Raw genomic sequence first — 16,224 nt, 5'->3', positions numbered from 1 at the left:
CCATTCGACTCTCCCATTTTTAACAACCCAAAGCAGCCCTTTCTTCGGAGGTCAATGCTGCAATTAACTTAAAGGAAGACTTTCCACCTTCCTCTATTTTTACAAACGGATGGTAGGGATTGGTGGGTCTTACCGCAGTTCTTTTCTCGAGATGATCCAAGCCCATGTACGCATTTTGGACCTCTTCAAATTCATCGAGAAGTCTTTTTTGTTCCTCGGGAGTTTTGGTTACAAAATGTCGTTTTTCATTTCGCTTGATTTCATAGGCAAAAAACAATTTCTGATAGGTCTTCGCCGCGGAAGAAACCGCCGTGGCAGGCGAAGGAGATTGAAGATTTGCCTTCTCTGATTCCGTCAAATCCTCCGGTAATTTAAACAGCGTTTTCCCGTTTTTCTCCAACTGAACAAATGGTGCAAAAGGATGGGTTGGCCGATCTACATCCGGTTTATTGGCTGCGTGAAACCTATAGTACCTTCCTCCTAGATCCAAAAATTGTCGCATCATTTCCTCTTGCTCTAGTTGACTTCTTTCGACAAAGTGAGGACCTGTTTTTAGAGCTTGATGATAAGATTCCAAATCCCTCTGATACAAGGAAAGAGGATGACTACTTGATGAAAAAAGTTGGCTTTTAGGTTCGTTCACCGGAATGGTTACTGTGCCTCGAAGCGGCTTGGTCCTTATATCTGAGTTTTCACCATAGGTATTTTCAAAAGCCTCTAAGGTGTACAAATGCACTTGATAATCCTGCGGAAAGCGCTCCGATCTCGCATTGTCGTGTACGTAACTGGAAAAGAAATGTACGATTTCATCTTGAGAAATCTCATTCAGTTTTGAATTGGGAATCACCTTGCCATCCAGCCAAAGCGCGTACTCATCCCCATCTTTCCAGCTTTCAAATATATCCGCAGTTGGGGCATTCGGTTCGATTTTTCCTGGAGCCTCATGAAGTTCGTCTTTGATTTTTTGAGGGAGCTCTTCATAGCTCATTTCCTCCAATTCCCCATCGGGAAATTTGAGAATAAATTTGGTTTGGCTGAAGTACTTAGACTTGGTCATTTTTTGAAGACTCTGACCATAAACTAGCTGGTAACTCATGGAGGAACTCTTTTCGAGTGTTTCTTTCTTTGGATCATCCATCATCCGTATTCTTCGAATTTCATGTTTTACCAGAATAGACTGAGCTTTTGCCACATTCCCGGTGGTATTTCCTTCCAGGACAATCATCTTTATTTTAAGTTTCTGGTCAGGTAACTCTTAAAGCCATTGATCTAATTCTGAGAGTTCATGATCTTTTTGATTCTTTTCACCCTCTTGATAAATTTTTCCACTCGGATCCAAATAAAAAGCCAAATCATAGGTATTCTCAGAACGTTCATTCCCTCCGGAATAAATGTGCACTTCGCTATTCCTTTTATCTGATTGTGCAATTACCTTTTCACTAAATCCATAATAAATCAACCCCAAAATCGGGACTACCGCTAGGAATTTCCAGGCCACATGAATCGGCTTACTTGTTTTAGTCATCATTTGAATGCGCTTTTTAGTGAGGGAATAGTTCAAAGTGCTGACCAAGGCAGAAGGAGTCCCGGACTGGGCCAAGCGGATTAATTCATATTGATAGTCGGTGATTTCAGTGCGCTGAATTGCGGAACGATCAGCGATAAATTCATGATTGAGTCGGATGGCATGTCTTAGCCAATACAGCCCAGGATGAAACCAAAGCGGAATCAGCAGCAACTCTACAAAAATCAAATCCCAACTGTGTTTCTCAACCACATGAACCCGCTCATGCTCAAACACCGCATCAGATAGGCCTTCGCTTTCGAAGCCGTCCTTTGAAACAAATATGTATTTCAAAAAGGAATAAGGGAGGGTATTTTCAGGAAGTAAAATCAGGGTCTGTCCCCGATAATTCACTTGAATGTTTGAATTGATCTTAGAAATAAGCAGCTGAAAATTTCTCAAAAAGCGAAATAAAAAGACAAGGGAAATTAGAAAATAGATCCCCCAAAGAAGTTTACTCCAATCCCAATTAGAGAATGCTTCCGGTTTATTGCTATACTCGATTTCTGTTGGGGTAAATCCTTCATTTACAGAAAAATTTTCGGGTTGGGAAAACTCTTCTTCCACTAGATGCGCTTGCTTGAGAGAAGGTACTTCGATTTGATTGAGTGGAATCAAAAAGGACAAAAGCACAGCTGCCAAAAGAAAAAAGCGGTTGAATCGATGCAAAACTTCCTGTTGCAAAAAGAGGCGATGTACCAATAAAAACAGCAGTAAGCAAGCGATGGATTTGAACAGGTATTCCATTATTTTTTCTTTAATTGATCGTCAATAAGAGCCTTGAGTTCTTTCAGTTCACTTTCTGACATTTCTGTCTTTTTGGTAAAAAATGAGGCAAACTGCGCCGGTGAATCATCAAAGAAGTTTTTGATCAGGCCTTTTAGATGGGTTGAGAAATACTGCTCTTTGCTGACCAAAGGATAGTATTCCCGCATATTCCTGATTAAATTATACCCCACAAATTGCTTTTCCTGCATTCGTTTCAAAAGCGTCGAAACCGTAGTCGGGGCAGGTTTTGGCTCCGGATATTGCTCCAAAAGATCCTTCATGAAGGCTTTTTTGAGTTTCCAGAGGTAATTCATCAATTCTTCTTCTGACTTGGATAGCATGGAGTAGATTTTCATTTGTTCTCTACAAATGTAGAATAGTTTTTTAATTCTACAAATGTAGAATCGTTAAAAAAACCTAATGGATTTCTTTAGAGTTAATAGCGAGAATATCCTAATTTCGCCCCTGCTCAATACTGAGAACCTACATGTCAGCCGAATACACACGATTACAAGAAGATAAGGAGCGCAAGAAACACTGGAAAAAGTGGGGACCTTACCTCACGGAAAGGCAGTGGGGAACGGTCCGGGAAGACTACAGCCCGGACGGAGCGGCTTGGGAAAATGTAACGCACGAAGAAGCCCGGAGCAAAGCTTATCGCTGGGGAGAGGAAGGGATTGCCGGGATTTCGGATTACAAGCAGAAAATCTGTATTGCTTGGGCATTTTGGAATGGTAAAGACCCTTTTATCAAAGAGCGACTTTTTGGTTTGACCGGAAATCAGGGGAATCATGGCGAGGACGTCAAGGAAATCTATTATTACCTTGATTCTACCCCAACCCATTCTTACATGAAGATGCTTTACAAGTATCCTCAGGCTAAATTTCCTTACGAAGAATTGGTCGAGGAAACCAAACGTCGAGGTAAAGCAGACCCGGAATTTGAACTGATGGATACGGGGATTTTTGATGAGGACCGATATTTTGACATATTTATTGAGTACGCCAAACATGATGCTGAGGACATCATCGCTGTGGCTACGATTCATAATCGCGGTCCAGAAGCCTCTTCTATCTGGGTAATGCCTACGATTTGGTTTCGAAAAACTTGGTTTACCGGACATGAGCCTTTCATGCCCAAACTAAGTCTCAAGCGATCCAATCAAATCAAGGTTTTCAGTCCTAAATCCGGAAACTTCAACATGACTTTTGATGGGAATCCGGATATCCGATTTTGTAACAATGAAACCAACCGGGAAAAACTATACAACATCCCAAATGAGCGTCCATACACCAAGGATGCCATCAATGATTTCGTCATTCATGGTAATGACAACCGGCTCAATCCCTCGTTTTTTGGCACCAAAGCCGCGGCTATTTATGAATTGAAAATTCCGGCGGGTGAAAGCCGACAGGTAAAATTTAGGCTGCAAAGGCAAGACGAGCCCAATCCGCTAAGTATTTGTAAGGATTGTCTAAATCAGCGAAAACAAGAAGCTGATGAGTTTTATGAGGGCTTACAAAAAAGGGTCTCTGATCCAGACTTAAAAAATATTCAGCGTCAAGCCTATGGAGGCATGATGTGGTCTAAGCAGTTTTATTATTATGATGTCGAACGCTGGCTCGAGGGAGACCCCGGAAGATACATTCCCCCGGTCGAGCGAAAAAAAGGACGAAATGGCAACTGGCGCCATCTCCAAAATTACGATATCATCTCCATGCCGGACAAATGGGAATACCCTTGGTACGCGGCATGGGATTTGGCTTTTCACTGTATTCCGATTGCGCGAATCGATCCGGAATTTGCCAAAGGCCAACTGCTTTTGTTGCTCAATGAATGGTACATGCATCCCAATGGTCAGATTCCAGCCTATGAATGGAATTTTTCCGATGTAAATCCACCAGTCCATGCCTATGCCGTGCAGCGGGTCTATCAAATTGATAAAAAAGCAAACGGAGGAAAAGGCGATCAGGAATTCTTGGAGCGGGCTATGCACAAATTGATGCTCAACTTCACTTGGTGGGTCAATCAAAAAGACTCAGAAGGGAACAATATTTTCGAAGGTGGATTTTTGGGATTGGATAATATATCCCTCTTTGACCGGAGCCATGCCAAACACTATCAAGGCAAACTCGAGCAAGCTGATGCTACTTCCTGGATGGCGATGTTTTCTCTCAACTTGTTGAGAATATCACTTGACCTCTGTGAATTCAACAAGACCTATCAGTTTACCGCCACCAAATTCCTAGAGCACTTTCTTTACATCGCCGGTGCGATGAGTAATATCTCCTCGGAACATATTTCGCTTTGGGATGATGAGGATAATTTTTTCTATGATGTATTTCATGTCAAAGGGAAAGAACCCAAGAAAATGAAAGTTCGGTCCATTGTCGGTTTGATTCCGATGTTTGCTGTGGAGCCGATTCGGGAGGATCTCTTTGACGAGTTGCCGGAGTTCAAAAAACGGTTGGATTTTTTCATGCGCGAAAAGCCAAAATTGGCAGCATTGGTGTCCAGTTGGGCTCAGCCCGGGCAGGACAAACGGCGACTTTTCTCCCTTCTGAGAGGGCATCGGATGAAAAGTGTACTACACAGAATGTTGGATTCTGAAGAGTTTTTGAGTGAGTTCGGAATCCGTTCACTATCAAAATTTCACCTGGCTCATCCCTACACCATGAGAATCAACGGGGACATCTTTTCTGTTAAATATACTCCCGGAGAATCCGATACCCGGATGTTTGGCGGGAATAGCAACTGGCGGGGACCGATCTGGTTTCCGATCAATTATTTGATCATCGAATCTCTCAAAAAATTTGATTTTTATTACGGGGGAAATTTCTCTATCGAATACCCCACTGGATCGGGCAATTTTATGACTATGGACCTCATCGCCAAAGAATTGTCGCTCAGATGTATGAAAATATTTATGCGGGATGAACAGGGGAATCGGCCTGTTTTTGGAAATGATTCAAAATTTCAAAAAGATCCACACTTCAAGGATTACATTCTGTTTTATGAATACTTCCATGGAGATAGCGGCAAAGGTCTGGGGGCCTCCCATCAGACCGGTTGGACAGGCCTGGTATCAGAGATGATTCACAAATATTATAAGGAAAAAGAATTTGAAGATCATGCCCCTTCTCCCCTTTTTAGAAGCTAATCGAATCGAGGCCGGATGTGATGAAGTAGGTCGCGGATGCCTGGCAGGACCTGTGGTAGCTGCTGCGGTGATTTTGCCATCTACCTACAACAATCCCTGGATTAATGATTCCAAAAAACTCAAAAAAGCTGACCGGGAAGATCTAATTGCTGAGATCAAAGACAAAGCCCTTTCTTGGGCGATAGCCGAAGCCTCAGTTGCCGAAATCGATCAAATCAATATCCTGAATGCCTCTTTTCTGGCGATGGAACGGGCCGTGGAGCAGCTGGAAGTCAGACCGGAACACCTCCTGATAGACGGAAATCGTTGGCGATCCAAATTGGGGTTGGAATACACCTGTGTAATCAAAGGAGACGGAAAAATAGCCAGCATTGCTGCAGCATCCATTTTGGCCAAAGTGTATCGGGATCAATTGATGGAAGGACTCGCATTGGAATTCCCGCATTATGCTTGGGAAAGAAATGTGGGCTACCCCACGGCTGCACATCGGGAGGGCATTCGAAAACACGGAAAGACAAAATGGCACCGAAATAGTTTTAAGCTGTTGCCGGAACAGTTAAACTTGAAGATGTAGGCTAGATTTATTCTTCAGGCTTTACCCAAGGTTCAAAAATAAGCTTTCCCAAAACCCCACTTTCACTGATTGGTTCTAAAACCAAGCGATTCTCTGTCAGCTCTATAATCTTGGCTTTACGGGTTTGATTTTCTTCAAAAATGTGAAGCACTTGATCTTCGCCCACCTCAAATTTCACCCGCTTTTGGACGATCCCTTTTTGACCGTAATCGGTAAAAACCAAGGAATCCTCTTCCATAAATTCATACACTGTATTTTCCAGTCTATTGGCAATTCGGTATTCCATGTCTTGCTTGGCTTCGGCAGGGGCATTTCGATAGCGCGATGACTGTCTGATTTGCTCGATTCCATCAAAATATACCAACTGCCATTTCCCAATTAGATCGGGATTTTCCTGGATTGGTGCTGACCAAAATAAACTAAAGGCCAAGATAACGTAGACTTTGAAATTCATATCGTTAAAGAGGCAATTTTATTGCCAAATTCCATCGTCTTGATTAAAAATTCAGGGAGTAATTTTCACCTGCAAAAAGGGAAGCCACTCCCCTGCGTGCCGCTCGGCATAGTCTGCCAAAAAAAAGGACAAAGAAGGTCGGAAGGGATGGTTTCGAAGCAACAAGCCGGCCTGCTCGGGAGTTTTGTCTCCTTTGTTGACATTGCATCGATTACAGGCTGTTACAAGATTGGTCCAGGAAGTCTTGCCGCCTTTTGACCGGGGCACCACATGATCAATGGTCAAATGCCTTCTACTGCCACAATATTGGCATTCTCCGTTGTCCCGGCGAAACAGGTTATTTCTATTAAGCAAAACTCCCTTGTAAGGAACATTTTTATATTCGTTTAAGCAAATAACAGCCGGATACTCAAAACTTCTACTGACTGTACGAATCTCCAACAGTTCATAGGTCGACAGCACATTGGCTTTATCCAACAAGGTCAGGACGATGGCCTTTTGAGGAGAAACCACCCCTATCGGAGAATGATCCATATTCAAAACGAGCACTCGCTTTTCCATAATTATGCACTAAAAACAGTTCTAATTTCCAAAACTTCCTGTTTATTTCGATTGTTTGTCACTTTTGCCACCCATTCATCCAAATCACAGACTCGCATTCTACCATCCATTTGGAGGACTTCTTCCAATCCCAAATAAATGGCAAATTGGTCTTTTTCGGCTCCGGGTTGATGACAGATCAAAATATCTCCGACTTCACATTTGGAAAAACTAATTAAACTTCCAGGAAGATGGCCTGAATGCCAAGAATAACCGGCCATTTGGAAAATCAAAGCAAATCCCAATGTTTCATCTAAGCCAAAAATACTCCTTCCTCCGGATTGCCAAGGGGCATTGATATATTTTAAGGCAATTTGTATCAATTCATCCCGATTGGCACGAAGCGCATGACTGCGGGTCTGCCCGGTGAATCCAATATGATCCTGCCAGTTGAATAGCTCCAAATCCGAAAAATGCAAGCGGCTCCCGGGCAATAAATATAAGTTGGTCCCACTATACTCAATGGCAGCAATGGGACTGACGACTACTTGAAAATCCTGATTGAGGTAATTTTGATATTCTTCTTGGTTAATCTCTTTGAGCGATTTGGAAGAAATCCATCCGCCGATTCGCGAGTCCTCATGAAAAATCCTGTACCAGGACCGGTCGGTACTTACGGCCAATACCTGATAGCATTCACCAAAAAGCAATTGGGTCAAAAGGGCTGAATCTACCGAAGGCCTTTTGTAGACCGGTAATATGGTCTGCCTACAGATCCCGTATCCATCACTTAAGGGCCATTCGCTGAAGTTCTCTTTTGGCATCTTTTTCTTTCAAATCCTGTCGTTTGTCGTGCGTTTTTTTACCTCGACCTAGGGCTATTTCCATTTTTGCGATGCCTCGGTCATTGATAAATATACGAACCGGAATGATAGTAAGACCTTTTTCCGCTGACTTAGTTTCGAGTTTTTCGAGTTCTCTTTTATTCAAAAGTAATTTTCGGTCACGGACCGCCTCATGATTGTAATTGGCAGCCATGGAATACGGCGCAATGTGCATCTGCCTGACGTACAATTCCCCATCCAAAAAAATACAGAAGGATTCTGTCAGTGACACTTTCCCCTCACGGATCGATTTGATTTCCGTCCCTTTCAGGACCATCCCACAGACATAGGTATCAATAAATTCAAACTGAAAGCTTGCCTTCTTATTCTTGATGTTGATGATTTTCTCAAATTTATTGGTCTTTGACATATTAGAGTTTCATTTTGGCAAGAGGAGTGACATCCATTGGCGAAAAATCCCCTTTAAGATACTTGAAATGCGCCGCCATCGCAATCATCGCAGCATTATCGGTGCAATATTCGAATTTAGGGATGTAAAGATTCCAGCCTTTTTGATCTGCAAGGTCGGACAGCGTTTTTCGTAATCCGGAATTTGCTGATACTCCACCCGCAATCGCTACTTCCTTGACCCGGTATTGTTTTACTGCAGCTTTCAGCTTGATCAGCAGCATTTCGATTAGACTGTATTGGATGCTGGCGCAAAGGTCAGCTAAATTTTCCGAGATGAAATCCGGATTTTCCTTCAATTGATCCCTCAGAAAATACAATACTGCTGTTTTGATTCCACTGAAGGAATAATCCAAATCGGGCATCCGCGTGATTGGAAACTCAAAAGCCCTTGGATTTCCCTCTTTAGCATAACGGTCAATCAACGGACCTCCCGGATAGGGCAACCCCAAGAGCTTGGCTGTCTTGTCAAAAGCCTCTCCCACGGCATCGTCACGAGTCTCTCCGATTACCTCCATCTGAAGCGGGCTTTTGACCAATACCAGCTGGGTATGCCCTCCACTGACGGTCAGGCAAATAAAGGGAAAATCGGGTTTTGGATCTTCGATAAAATGCGCTAAAACGTGCGCCTGCATGTGATTAACCTCGATCAAGGGGATTTTTCTAGCAAAGGCAAACGCTTTGGCAAAACTCACCCCAACCAGCAAAGCGCCCATCAAACCCGGTCCACGGGTAAAAGCCACGGCCGAAAGCTGCTCTTTGTTAATTCCTGAAGTCCTCAAAGCCTCCTCAACGACAGGAATTATATTTTCCTGATGCGCTCTAGAAGCCAATTCGGGAACAACTCCCCCATATTTTTCGTGGACTGATTGTGTGGCCACAATATTATTAAGTACTTTGCCATTTATGATAATAGAGGCAGAGGTTTCGTCACAAGAGGACTCAATTGCTAAAATAGAAATATCGTTGGTATCCATTGGAAAATAGCACGAAAGTTAGGAATTTTTTATTCAAAGCACTTCGATTATTGCTTTGGGGTATAGCTACTTTATTTTTAACGATTATACTCATCGCTGGACTCCTGCAGACCGAAACTGTCCAAAACTGGGCGATCGATCAAATCACCGGTTACCTCAACAAGAACTCTGATTTTAAAACCCGCATCGATCGGGTGGCGATTAATTGGTGGGATGCGATATCAATATCCCAGCTGGAAATCAAAGATCATCAGGACAGCACCATGATTTTTGCCGAAAGCGCCTTTATTGATTTTGAGGTAAACTCCCTCCTATCCGGCTCCGGCCCCAAACTCGATGAAGTCCGGATAGAAGAGGCGACGATTCAGCTTTTGACCCACTCGGGAGACTCAGCTATGAATATCAATCGATGGATCAAAGAATTAAGTTCCCTTTTTGGTTCGAGTAATTCCTCCGGAGGCGGTCGATTTAGTATTGGGAAGCTGGAGTTGAGAGAATCGGCTTTCACCTTGGCCAATTATAACGCAGACACCATTCCAACCGGATTGGATTATAATCATATGAGATTTAGAGAGATCGAGGCGAGTGCCTCCGATTTTTATGTGGAAGGGGATGAAATCGGAATCGATATCGAACTTTTGGCTGGGATTGAATCCAATTCAGGTCTGGAAATCAAAGAATTTACGACTGATCTTACTTATAACTCCGAGCTTTTGGAGTTTGATCAGCTTAATCTCATCACCAACAAAAGTTCGATCAAAAACTTTCTCAGACTCGAATATGCCAGCGCAGCTGCATTTTCGGATTTTATCAATAAAGTCGTCGTAATCGCTGACTTTGATGAAACCTCCATCGGACTTCAGGATTTACGGTTTTTTGTCCCTGACCTTCCAGATATCGAAGATAATATCGTGTTGAGTGGGAAAGTTTCAGGACCACTTTCGGATATTCGTTCCGAAGAGCTATTGATTCGACTTGGGAGACGAACAGAAATTTTTGGTGCTTTCCGAGTAGATGGACTTCCCGATGTGGAAAACACCTACCTGAATTTATCTTTAAAAAACTCAACTATCCAAGCCCAGGATTTGGCGCCTTACCTCAGTGAGGATATTCAAAAAGAAATCCGAAAACTGAATATTATTCGTCTCAATGCGGATTTTGCAGGTTTACCCACCCGATTTACCACCAATGGTGAGTTCCGTACCAGCATCGGAGATTTGGAGGGTCGAGTTAATTATGATCTCAAAGACGGAGTCAACCAAATCGTATCAAAAGTAGTCATCCGAGAACTTGACTTGGGTGTTTTGATCGATAATCCTGAATTGCTTCAGCGACTAAGTCTAGAAGGAAATGTCAATATCACGGGAAATAATCGCGATAATTTACTCTTGGATTTGGATGCAAAAATCGCCCATATCGGTATCCTGGGCTATGACTACAAGGACATCGAGACGACGGCTACCTATGGATTGGACCTGTTTGAGGGGGATCTCCAAATCGATGATCCCAATCTTCAGTTGTTAGCCAATGGCTCTATCGATCTTCGCGAAGATTCAGAAGCGATCAATCTCGAACTTACGCTGGATAGCGCAAATCTCGACCAGCTAAAACTCGCTCAGGAAAAGACCTTTGTCAAGGGAAAAATCGAAATGGATACTGAGGGGATCAATATCGATGACCTGACTGGAATTGCCCGATTTACAGATATAGCCATGGGGTATAAAGATCGTTACCTAGAATTGGGTGACTTCTATTTTCAGTCCCTTTTTGCTGGAGGCACTCGGACGATGTCACTCAATTCCGACTATGTGGTAGCCGGTGCATCGGGACAGTTTCAGCTAGAGCAGATGGCCAAAGATCTCCCATTTTTGCTTCAGCAATATTTATCGATCATCACCAAAGAAGAACCTCCGGTGGCAGATTTGGAGGAGTATTTTTCCGTCCCTTACAATTTGGACCTCAATGTCCGCCTAATCGATATCAATCCGCTCTTGGATTTGTTTCAACCTGATTACCAAATTTCCAAAAACACAGTAATTGAAGGTGCATTTTACCAAACCGAAGAAAATACCATCTTCAACTTTTTCACCAGCATAGATACCCTGCAATACCAGGAAAATATGGCTCGGGACGTCAATATTGATTTTAACACCTCAAAAATCATCAACAGTGAAGACATTTTAGCTTCATTTTACATCTATTCAAAGGAACAGCATATTGGCCGAGAACTCGATTTTTCCAATTTTGGATTTGAAGCGATTTGGAATGAAAATGCCCTGAATCTGGAATTTGCCCTCGACCAAGATTCCACCATGAGCAGTGCCCGAGTGGATGCTGTTGCGGAATTTTCGCAAAATGACACTAAAATCTCCTTTCAACCTTCCGAATTAGTGGTTTTGGATAGAAACTGGAATTTTGATTCACTCAATTTAATCACACTTCGGCAAGGAGAAATTGCCTTTGAAAATGTAAGGATCCTCTCCGGTAAAGAAGAAATTGATCTCGAAGGAACCTATGGTGAGAATGTCAAAGACAGCCTCAACCTGAGCATTCAAAATGTCAATGTTGACCTATTCAATACCTTCACCGCCCAAGAATACGAAGGTACTTCTGATGGAAATATCTACTTGCGAACCTCTGAGAGTGGGGAGACACAGCTCGATTTGGAGTTTGAAATCAAGGATTTTCTGATCAATCAGTTGCCCATCGGAAATATCCAAACCACAGCCCAACTCTTTGAAAACCAACTAAAAGTGAATTTTGAGAATTACCTCAATGGGAATAGAACGATCCAAATGGCCGGGGACATCGGTCTCGAGGAGTTTGATTTTAATCTAGATGGAGAACTGAGAGGTGCAGAATTGGGGAGTTTTGAGCCGTTTTTGTCAAATTATCTCTCTGAAATGGGCGGCACAGTCACCGGTGATCTCCGGTTGAGAGGAAATGCCAGTCAGCCCGAATTAACGGGACGTGGAGATGTCAATCAGGGGAAATTCCGGATAAAGTTCCTCAACACTCCCTATCAACTCGACGGGAGTATGATATTCGATCCAGGACAGATCAATTTTTCACAACTGACCCTGAAAGATGTGAATGGCAATACCGCCAGTCTCAATGGCGGACTTACCTATCAGGGATTGAATGATATTATTCTGGATATTGATTCGAGGATGAATAATTTTCAGGTACTCAACACCACCGACCGAGACAACGAAACCTTTTACGGGGATGCCTTTGTCACGGGTACACTGGACATCGAAGGATCTACCTCTAACTTGGATATTACCGCAAGAGCCACCAGTCAGCCCAACACGCGGATTTTCATACCCCTGACTAGCAGTGATGATCAGACCAGTGAAGATTTTATCCATTTCATCAATGTGCAGGATACCGCGCGAATTCAGGAAATCTCGGAGGACGTCAATCGACTCGACATCGAAAATGTACGAATGAATTTTATTCTCGACATCACCCCAGATGCCTATGCAGAAATCATCATCGATCCGCGAACGGAAGAGAAAATCTCAGGCCGTGGCCGGGGAGTTTTGACCATGAATATTGACACGCAGGGACTCTTCACCTTGAGCGGAACTTATGAAATCACCGAGGCCATGTATAATTTCTCCCTCTATAATGTGCTTCGCAAAGAGTTTGCAGTCGAGCCTGGAGGTCGCATTACCTGGTATGGAAACCCCTACGAGGGAGTGATGGATTTGACCGCCAAATACACTGAACAAGTCTCGATTCAGCCACTCGTGGCCCGGACTTCTGTCAGCGAACAAGAAAGTAGCCTAACCAGAAGACGCTTCCCCGTGGATGTAATTATGAACTTGAATGGAGAACTACTCTCACCCGAATTTGATTTTGGGTTTGACTTCTCGCAATTCCCAAGCAGCGGAGAAATTCAAACAGCCATTTCTGCTTTTCAGTCCCGTATCGCAAATGACGAACAGGAAATGAACCGGCAGGTTTTCTCCGTCATTATGACCCGATCATTCTCCCCTGAAGGTCAATTTGCAGGGGTAAATTCCTTCTCCAATTCCTTGGGGCAACTTCTTTCCTCGCAATTGAATAGTTTCCTCGGTCAGGTGGACAAAAATCTGGAGGTAAACATTGACTTGGCTTCGCTCGATCAAGATGCACTGGAAACATTCCAGTTGAGTGTGGCCTATACCTTTTTGGATGGAAGGCTACGGGTATCTCGAGACGGGGGATTTACGGGAAATAACGGACAGGCCGATGCAGCATCCATTATTGGCGACTGGCAAGCCGAGTACATGATCACAGAAGACGGTGTGTATCGACTTCGGGTATTCAATAGAAATAATTTCAACACCTTTACTTCCTTATCGCTCTCCAGAAATGTAGCCACCTACGGGGTATCCCTATCTCAGAATATCTCTTTTAACTCCTTTTCTGAACTGTTTCGGAAAATCACCCAAAAAGAGGAGGAAGAGGATGATCTCCGCGAGGACTCGGACAACTACCTGAGATATAAAGAGGAGGACTGGAAACCTGTGAAGCTGGATAATATCGAAGAACGACTGGATAAACTTCATCAAAAGAAGGAAACGAAAGTGCTCCCAAAAGAGAAAAACAACTGAACATTTCCAGTCTGAATTCACTTTTTATCAAAAACTAACCCCATGAAAAAATTGACGCTTTTTTGGTTTCGAAGAGATCTTCGATTGGAAGATAATACTGGATTGTATTATGCGCTTCAGCAGGAAGAAAACGTCCTCCCGCTCTTCATCTTTGATCAAAACATCCTCGAAAAACTAGAGGACAAAGATGACGCCCGGGTGGGATTTATCCATGATCAGATCAGCCGACTCAAATCCGAGTTGGAAGAAAAAGGGAGTTCCCTACTCGTCAAAATCGGAAAGCCGATTGAAGTCTATCAGGAATTGGCGCAAGAATATGATCTTCAGGCCGTTTACACCAATCGTGACTACGAACCCTACGCCAAAGAAAGAGATCAAGCGGTAGAAAAACTCCTTAAGGAGCAAAAGATTGACTTTTACACATTTAAAGATCAAATGATTTTTGAGCCGGGCGAGGTGCTTAACGGTTCGGGTGAATTTTATAAAGTCTTCACCCCTTTCAGTAAGGTTTGGCTGGATCAATTTAAAAAGCAAAACATCGAGGCACTCAGTTATTTCCACTGGAAAAATCTCTACCAAACCAAGGCCTTGGAACTGCCAAGTCTGGAAAAAGTGGGATTTATCCGATCAAAAATCGAAATCCCTCCGAGGCAAACTGATGAAGAAATTATTGCCCATTATGACAAAACCCGGAATTTCCCAGCAAAATCAGGAACCAGCCGATTGGGGATTCACCTGCGTTTTGGGACGATATCTATCCGAAATCTAGCACTCCAAGCCGCAAAACTCAATGACACCTACCTGAATGAATTGATTTGGAGGGAGTTTTACATGACCATATTGGCCTATAATCCCCAAGTGGTGGACAAAGCTTTTAAGCCAGCTTATGATCAGATTCCCTGGCGAAATAATGAAGAGGAGTTTAAGGCCTGGTGCGAAGGAAAAACCGGCTATCCCATCGTGGATGCGGGGATGCGAGAGCTCAATACCACCGGATATATGCACAATCGAGTTCGGATGATCGTTGCTTCTTTTTTGACCAAGCATCTGCTAATTGATTGGCGCTGGGGAGAGGCTTATTTTGCAAGAAAATTATTGGACTTCGAACTTGCATCGAACAACGGCGGCTGGCAATGGGCTGCCGGGACGGGCACGGATGCGCAGCCCTACTTCAGGGTCTTCAATCCCGAATCCCAAACGGAGAAATTTGACAAGGATCTGAAGTACATCAAAAAATGGATTCCAGAATTAAATAGCAAAGAGTACCCAAAACCCATCGTAGATCATAAATTTGCAAGACAAAGAGCATTGGATACTTACAAAGAAGCACTGAATTCATGAACATCGGCGATCGAGTACGATTACTTCACGGCAAAGAAGAAGGAATAATCCGGAGAATATCCTCAGGTGGTAGAATCGAGGTAGAAATCGAGGATGGATTTATCATTCCGGCCATGAAGTCGGAAGCGGTCGTCATCTCTGAAGTCGAGCGAGCCTATTTCGGGGATAACGAATCAACTGAAATCAAAGCCGAAACCCCCGCGCCAATTTCTGCTCCAAAAGATCAGGGATTGTATCTGGCTTTTGTCCCGATCAACGATCAAAATTTAAGTCTCTATCTCATCAATGATAGCAAGCAGGAATATTTAGCTCATGCCTCAGAGGTTTTTGGTCCCAATCATCGGACGCTTCTTGCCGAAAATATCAAACCCGGAATCGCTAAAAAATTTGACGATCGCATGCTCAAAGAAATGGATCAGTGGCCAGCTTTCTTACTTCGATTTATTCCAATTCAAAACCGACTGGAAAAAGCCATTCCTCCTTTTGAAAGACAACTCAAAATCAAACCTACCCAGTTTTTCAAGCATCTCAGCAAAGCCCTTTTTCTCAACAAATCCGCCTATCTTTTTCACTTGGAGCAAACCACCAAGGAATTGGATATTCAGGCGCTGAATTACGAACTGGACTCGCTACGGCCCAAACCCGAAGAACAGCGACGAGAGCGACCAAATCGAAGCGTCGATTTGCACATCGAAGAACTGGTAGAAAACCACGATTCGCTCAACAACTCGGAAAAGCTCAGGATTCAATTGGAGGTTTTTGAGCGAAAACTCGACCAAGCCATTCAAACCGGTATGGACGAAATCACCTTCATCCACGGGATCGGAAACGGAGTCCTTCGAAAAGAAATTCACAAGCGCCTCAGTCAATTGGGAAATATTAATTACTTTCAGGACACGCAGAAAGATAAGTGGGGCTTTGGAGCCACCCTAGTCAGAATTTCCTAATTC

At 43.4% G+C, this 16,224-nt stretch carries 13 protein-coding genes; 5 read left to right on the top strand and 8 right to left on the bottom strand.

The genetic code is table 11. The features are described 5' to 3' along the window. Positions 1 to 19 precede the first annotated feature (19 nt). From BM043_RS01750 to BM043_RS01740, 3 genes are read right to left on the bottom strand one after another with little or no spacing between them, the layout of a single operon-like run. A complete protein-coding gene (locus BM043_RS01750; RefSeq protein WP_092788514.1) occupies positions 20 to 1,225 on the bottom strand; it encodes a hypothetical protein in 1,206 nt (401 codons plus the stop codon). Between the two features lie 30 nt (positions 1,226 to 1,255). Then, complete coding sequence (locus tag BM043_RS01745; protein ID WP_092788513.1) at positions 1,256 to 2,311, bottom strand: M56 family metallopeptidase; 1,056 nt, start codon at positions 2,309 to 2,311, stop codon at positions 1,256 to 1,258. Beyond that, on the bottom strand, positions 2,311 to 2,688 hold the full coding sequence (locus tag BM043_RS01740) for a BlaI/MecI/CopY family transcriptional regulator (protein WP_245752889.1): 378 nt from the start codon (positions 2,686 to 2,688) through the stop codon (positions 2,311 to 2,313). Before BM043_RS01740 ends, BM043_RS01745 begins: the two co-directional genes overlap by 1 nt. Before the next feature lie 131 nt (positions 2,689 to 2,819). Between BM043_RS01740 and BM043_RS01735 the strand changes: the two genes are divergently transcribed. Together BM043_RS01735 and BM043_RS01730 are read left to right on the top strand one after the other, a co-directional pair. Continuing rightward, positions 2,820 to 5,492 carry an MGH1-like glycoside hydrolase domain-containing protein gene (locus BM043_RS01735; RefSeq protein ID WP_092788512.1) on the top strand — a complete coding sequence of 891 codons (2,673 nt, stop codon included), beginning with the start codon at positions 2,820 to 2,822 and terminating at the stop codon, positions 5,490 to 5,492. Continuing rightward, entirely contained in the window at positions 5,464 to 6,066 is a 603-nt protein-coding gene (locus BM043_RS01730) for a ribonuclease HII (protein ID WP_092788511.1), read from the top strand. Before BM043_RS01735 ends, BM043_RS01730 begins: the two co-directional genes overlap by 29 nt. A gap of 7 nt (positions 6,067 to 6,073) precedes the next feature. Here BM043_RS01730 and BM043_RS01725 read toward each other — a convergent pair whose 3' ends face one another. Genes BM043_RS01725 through tsaD form a run of 5 tightly spaced genes read right to left on the bottom strand, consistent with a single transcriptional unit; the run spans position 6,074 to position 9,329 of the window. Continuing rightward, a complete protein-coding gene (locus tag BM043_RS01725) occupies positions 6,074 to 6,520 on the bottom strand; it encodes a lipocalin family protein (RefSeq protein ID WP_092788510.1) in 447 nt (148 codons plus the stop codon). A gap of 51 nt (positions 6,521 to 6,571) precedes the next feature. Further along, entirely contained in the window at positions 6,572 to 7,081 is a 510-nt protein-coding gene (locus BM043_RS01720) for an HNH endonuclease (RefSeq protein ID WP_092788509.1), read from the bottom strand. A 2-nt stretch (positions 7,082 to 7,083) separates the two neighbouring features. Further along, a complete protein-coding gene (locus tag BM043_RS01715; protein ID WP_092788508.1) occupies positions 7,084 to 7,884 on the bottom strand; it encodes an SH3 domain-containing protein in 801 nt (266 codons plus the stop codon). Continuing rightward, on the bottom strand, positions 7,847 to 8,314 hold the full coding sequence (gene smpB / locus BM043_RS01710) for an SsrA-binding protein (RefSeq protein WP_092788507.1): 468 nt from the start codon (positions 8,312 to 8,314) through the stop codon (positions 7,847 to 7,849). The genes BM043_RS01715 and smpB overlap by 38 nt, the downstream gene beginning before the upstream one ends. Before the next feature lies 1 nt (position 8,315). Beyond that, a complete protein-coding gene (tsaD, locus tag BM043_RS01705) occupies positions 8,316 to 9,329 on the bottom strand; it encodes a tRNA (adenosine(37)-N6)-threonylcarbamoyltransferase complex transferase subunit TsaD (protein WP_092788506.1) in 1,014 nt (337 codons plus the stop codon). A gap of 50 nt (positions 9,330 to 9,379) precedes the next feature. On the opposite strand from tsaD, the gene BM043_RS01700 reads away from it, so the two are divergent. The 3 genes from BM043_RS01700 to BM043_RS01690 are packed head-to-tail and all read left to right on the top strand — an operon-like array spanning position 9,380 to position 16,221. After that, positions 9,380 to 13,933 (top strand): translocation/assembly module TamB domain-containing protein, encoded by a 4,554-nt coding sequence (locus tag BM043_RS01700; RefSeq protein WP_245752887.1) that lies wholly within the window; start codon positions 9,380 to 9,382, stop codon positions 13,931 to 13,933. Between the two features lie 42 nt (positions 13,934 to 13,975). After that, entirely contained in the window at positions 13,976 to 15,274 is a 1,299-nt protein-coding gene (locus tag BM043_RS01695) for a cryptochrome/photolyase family protein (protein ID WP_092788505.1), read from the top strand. Next, on the top strand, positions 15,271 to 16,221 hold the full coding sequence (locus BM043_RS01690) for a Smr/MutS family protein (protein WP_092788504.1): 951 nt from the start codon (positions 15,271 to 15,273) through the stop codon (positions 16,219 to 16,221). Before BM043_RS01695 ends, BM043_RS01690 begins: the two co-directional genes overlap by 4 nt. The last annotated feature ends 3 nt before the right edge of the window (positions 16,222 to 16,224 follow it).

This window comes from Algoriphagus hitonicola, from assembly GCF_900113375.1.
GTDB lineage: Bacteria > Bacteroidota > Bacteroidia > Cytophagales > Cyclobacteriaceae > Algoriphagus > Algoriphagus hitonicola.
The sequence above is the reverse complement of the archived record's forward strand: the minus strand, read 5'-3'. Positions and strand labels throughout refer to the sequence as shown.

Bases quoted from the DNA above. Each gene is read 5' to 3' on its own strand.
- smpB (WP_092788507.1), bottom strand. From the start codon at position 8,314: ATGTCAAAGACCAATAAATTTGAGAAAATCATCAACATCAAGAATAAG.
- BM043_RS01735 (WP_092788512.1), top strand. From the start codon at position 2,820: ATGTCAGCCGAATACACACGATTACAAGAAGATAAGGAGCGCAAGAAA.
- BM043_RS01725 (WP_092788510.1), bottom strand. From the start codon at position 6,520: ATGAATTTCAAAGTCTACGTTATCTTGGCCTTTAGTTTATTTTGGTCA.
- BM043_RS01715 (WP_092788508.1), bottom strand. From the start codon at position 7,884: ATGCCAAAAGAGAACTTCAGCGAATGGCCCTTAAGTGATGGATACGGG.
- BM043_RS01740 (WP_245752889.1), bottom strand. From the start codon at position 2,688: ATGAAAATCTACTCCATGCTATCCAAGTCAGAAGAAGAATTGATGAAT.
- BM043_RS01695 (WP_092788505.1), top strand. From the start codon at position 13,976: ATGAAAAAATTGACGCTTTTTTGGTTTCGAAGAGATCTTCGATTGGAA.
- BM043_RS01730 (WP_092788511.1), top strand. From the start codon at position 5,464: ATGCCCCTTCTCCCCTTTTTAGAAGCTAATCGAATCGAGGCCGGATGT.
- tsaD (WP_092788506.1), bottom strand. From the start codon at position 9,329: ATGGATACCAACGATATTTCTATTTTAGCAATTGAGTCCTCTTGTGAC.
- BM043_RS01745 (WP_092788513.1), bottom strand. From the start codon at position 2,311: ATGGAATACCTGTTCAAATCCATCGCTTGCTTACTGCTGTTTTTATTG.
- BM043_RS01720 (WP_092788509.1), bottom strand. From the start codon at position 7,081: ATGGAAAAGCGAGTGCTCGTTTTGAATATGGATCATTCTCCGATAGGG.
- BM043_RS01690 (WP_092788504.1), top strand. From the start codon at position 15,271: ATGAACATCGGCGATCGAGTACGATTACTTCACGGCAAAGAAGAAGGA.
- BM043_RS01750 (WP_092788514.1), bottom strand. From the start codon at position 1,225: ATGATTGTCCTGGAAGGAAATACCACCGGGAATGTGGCAAAAGCTCAG.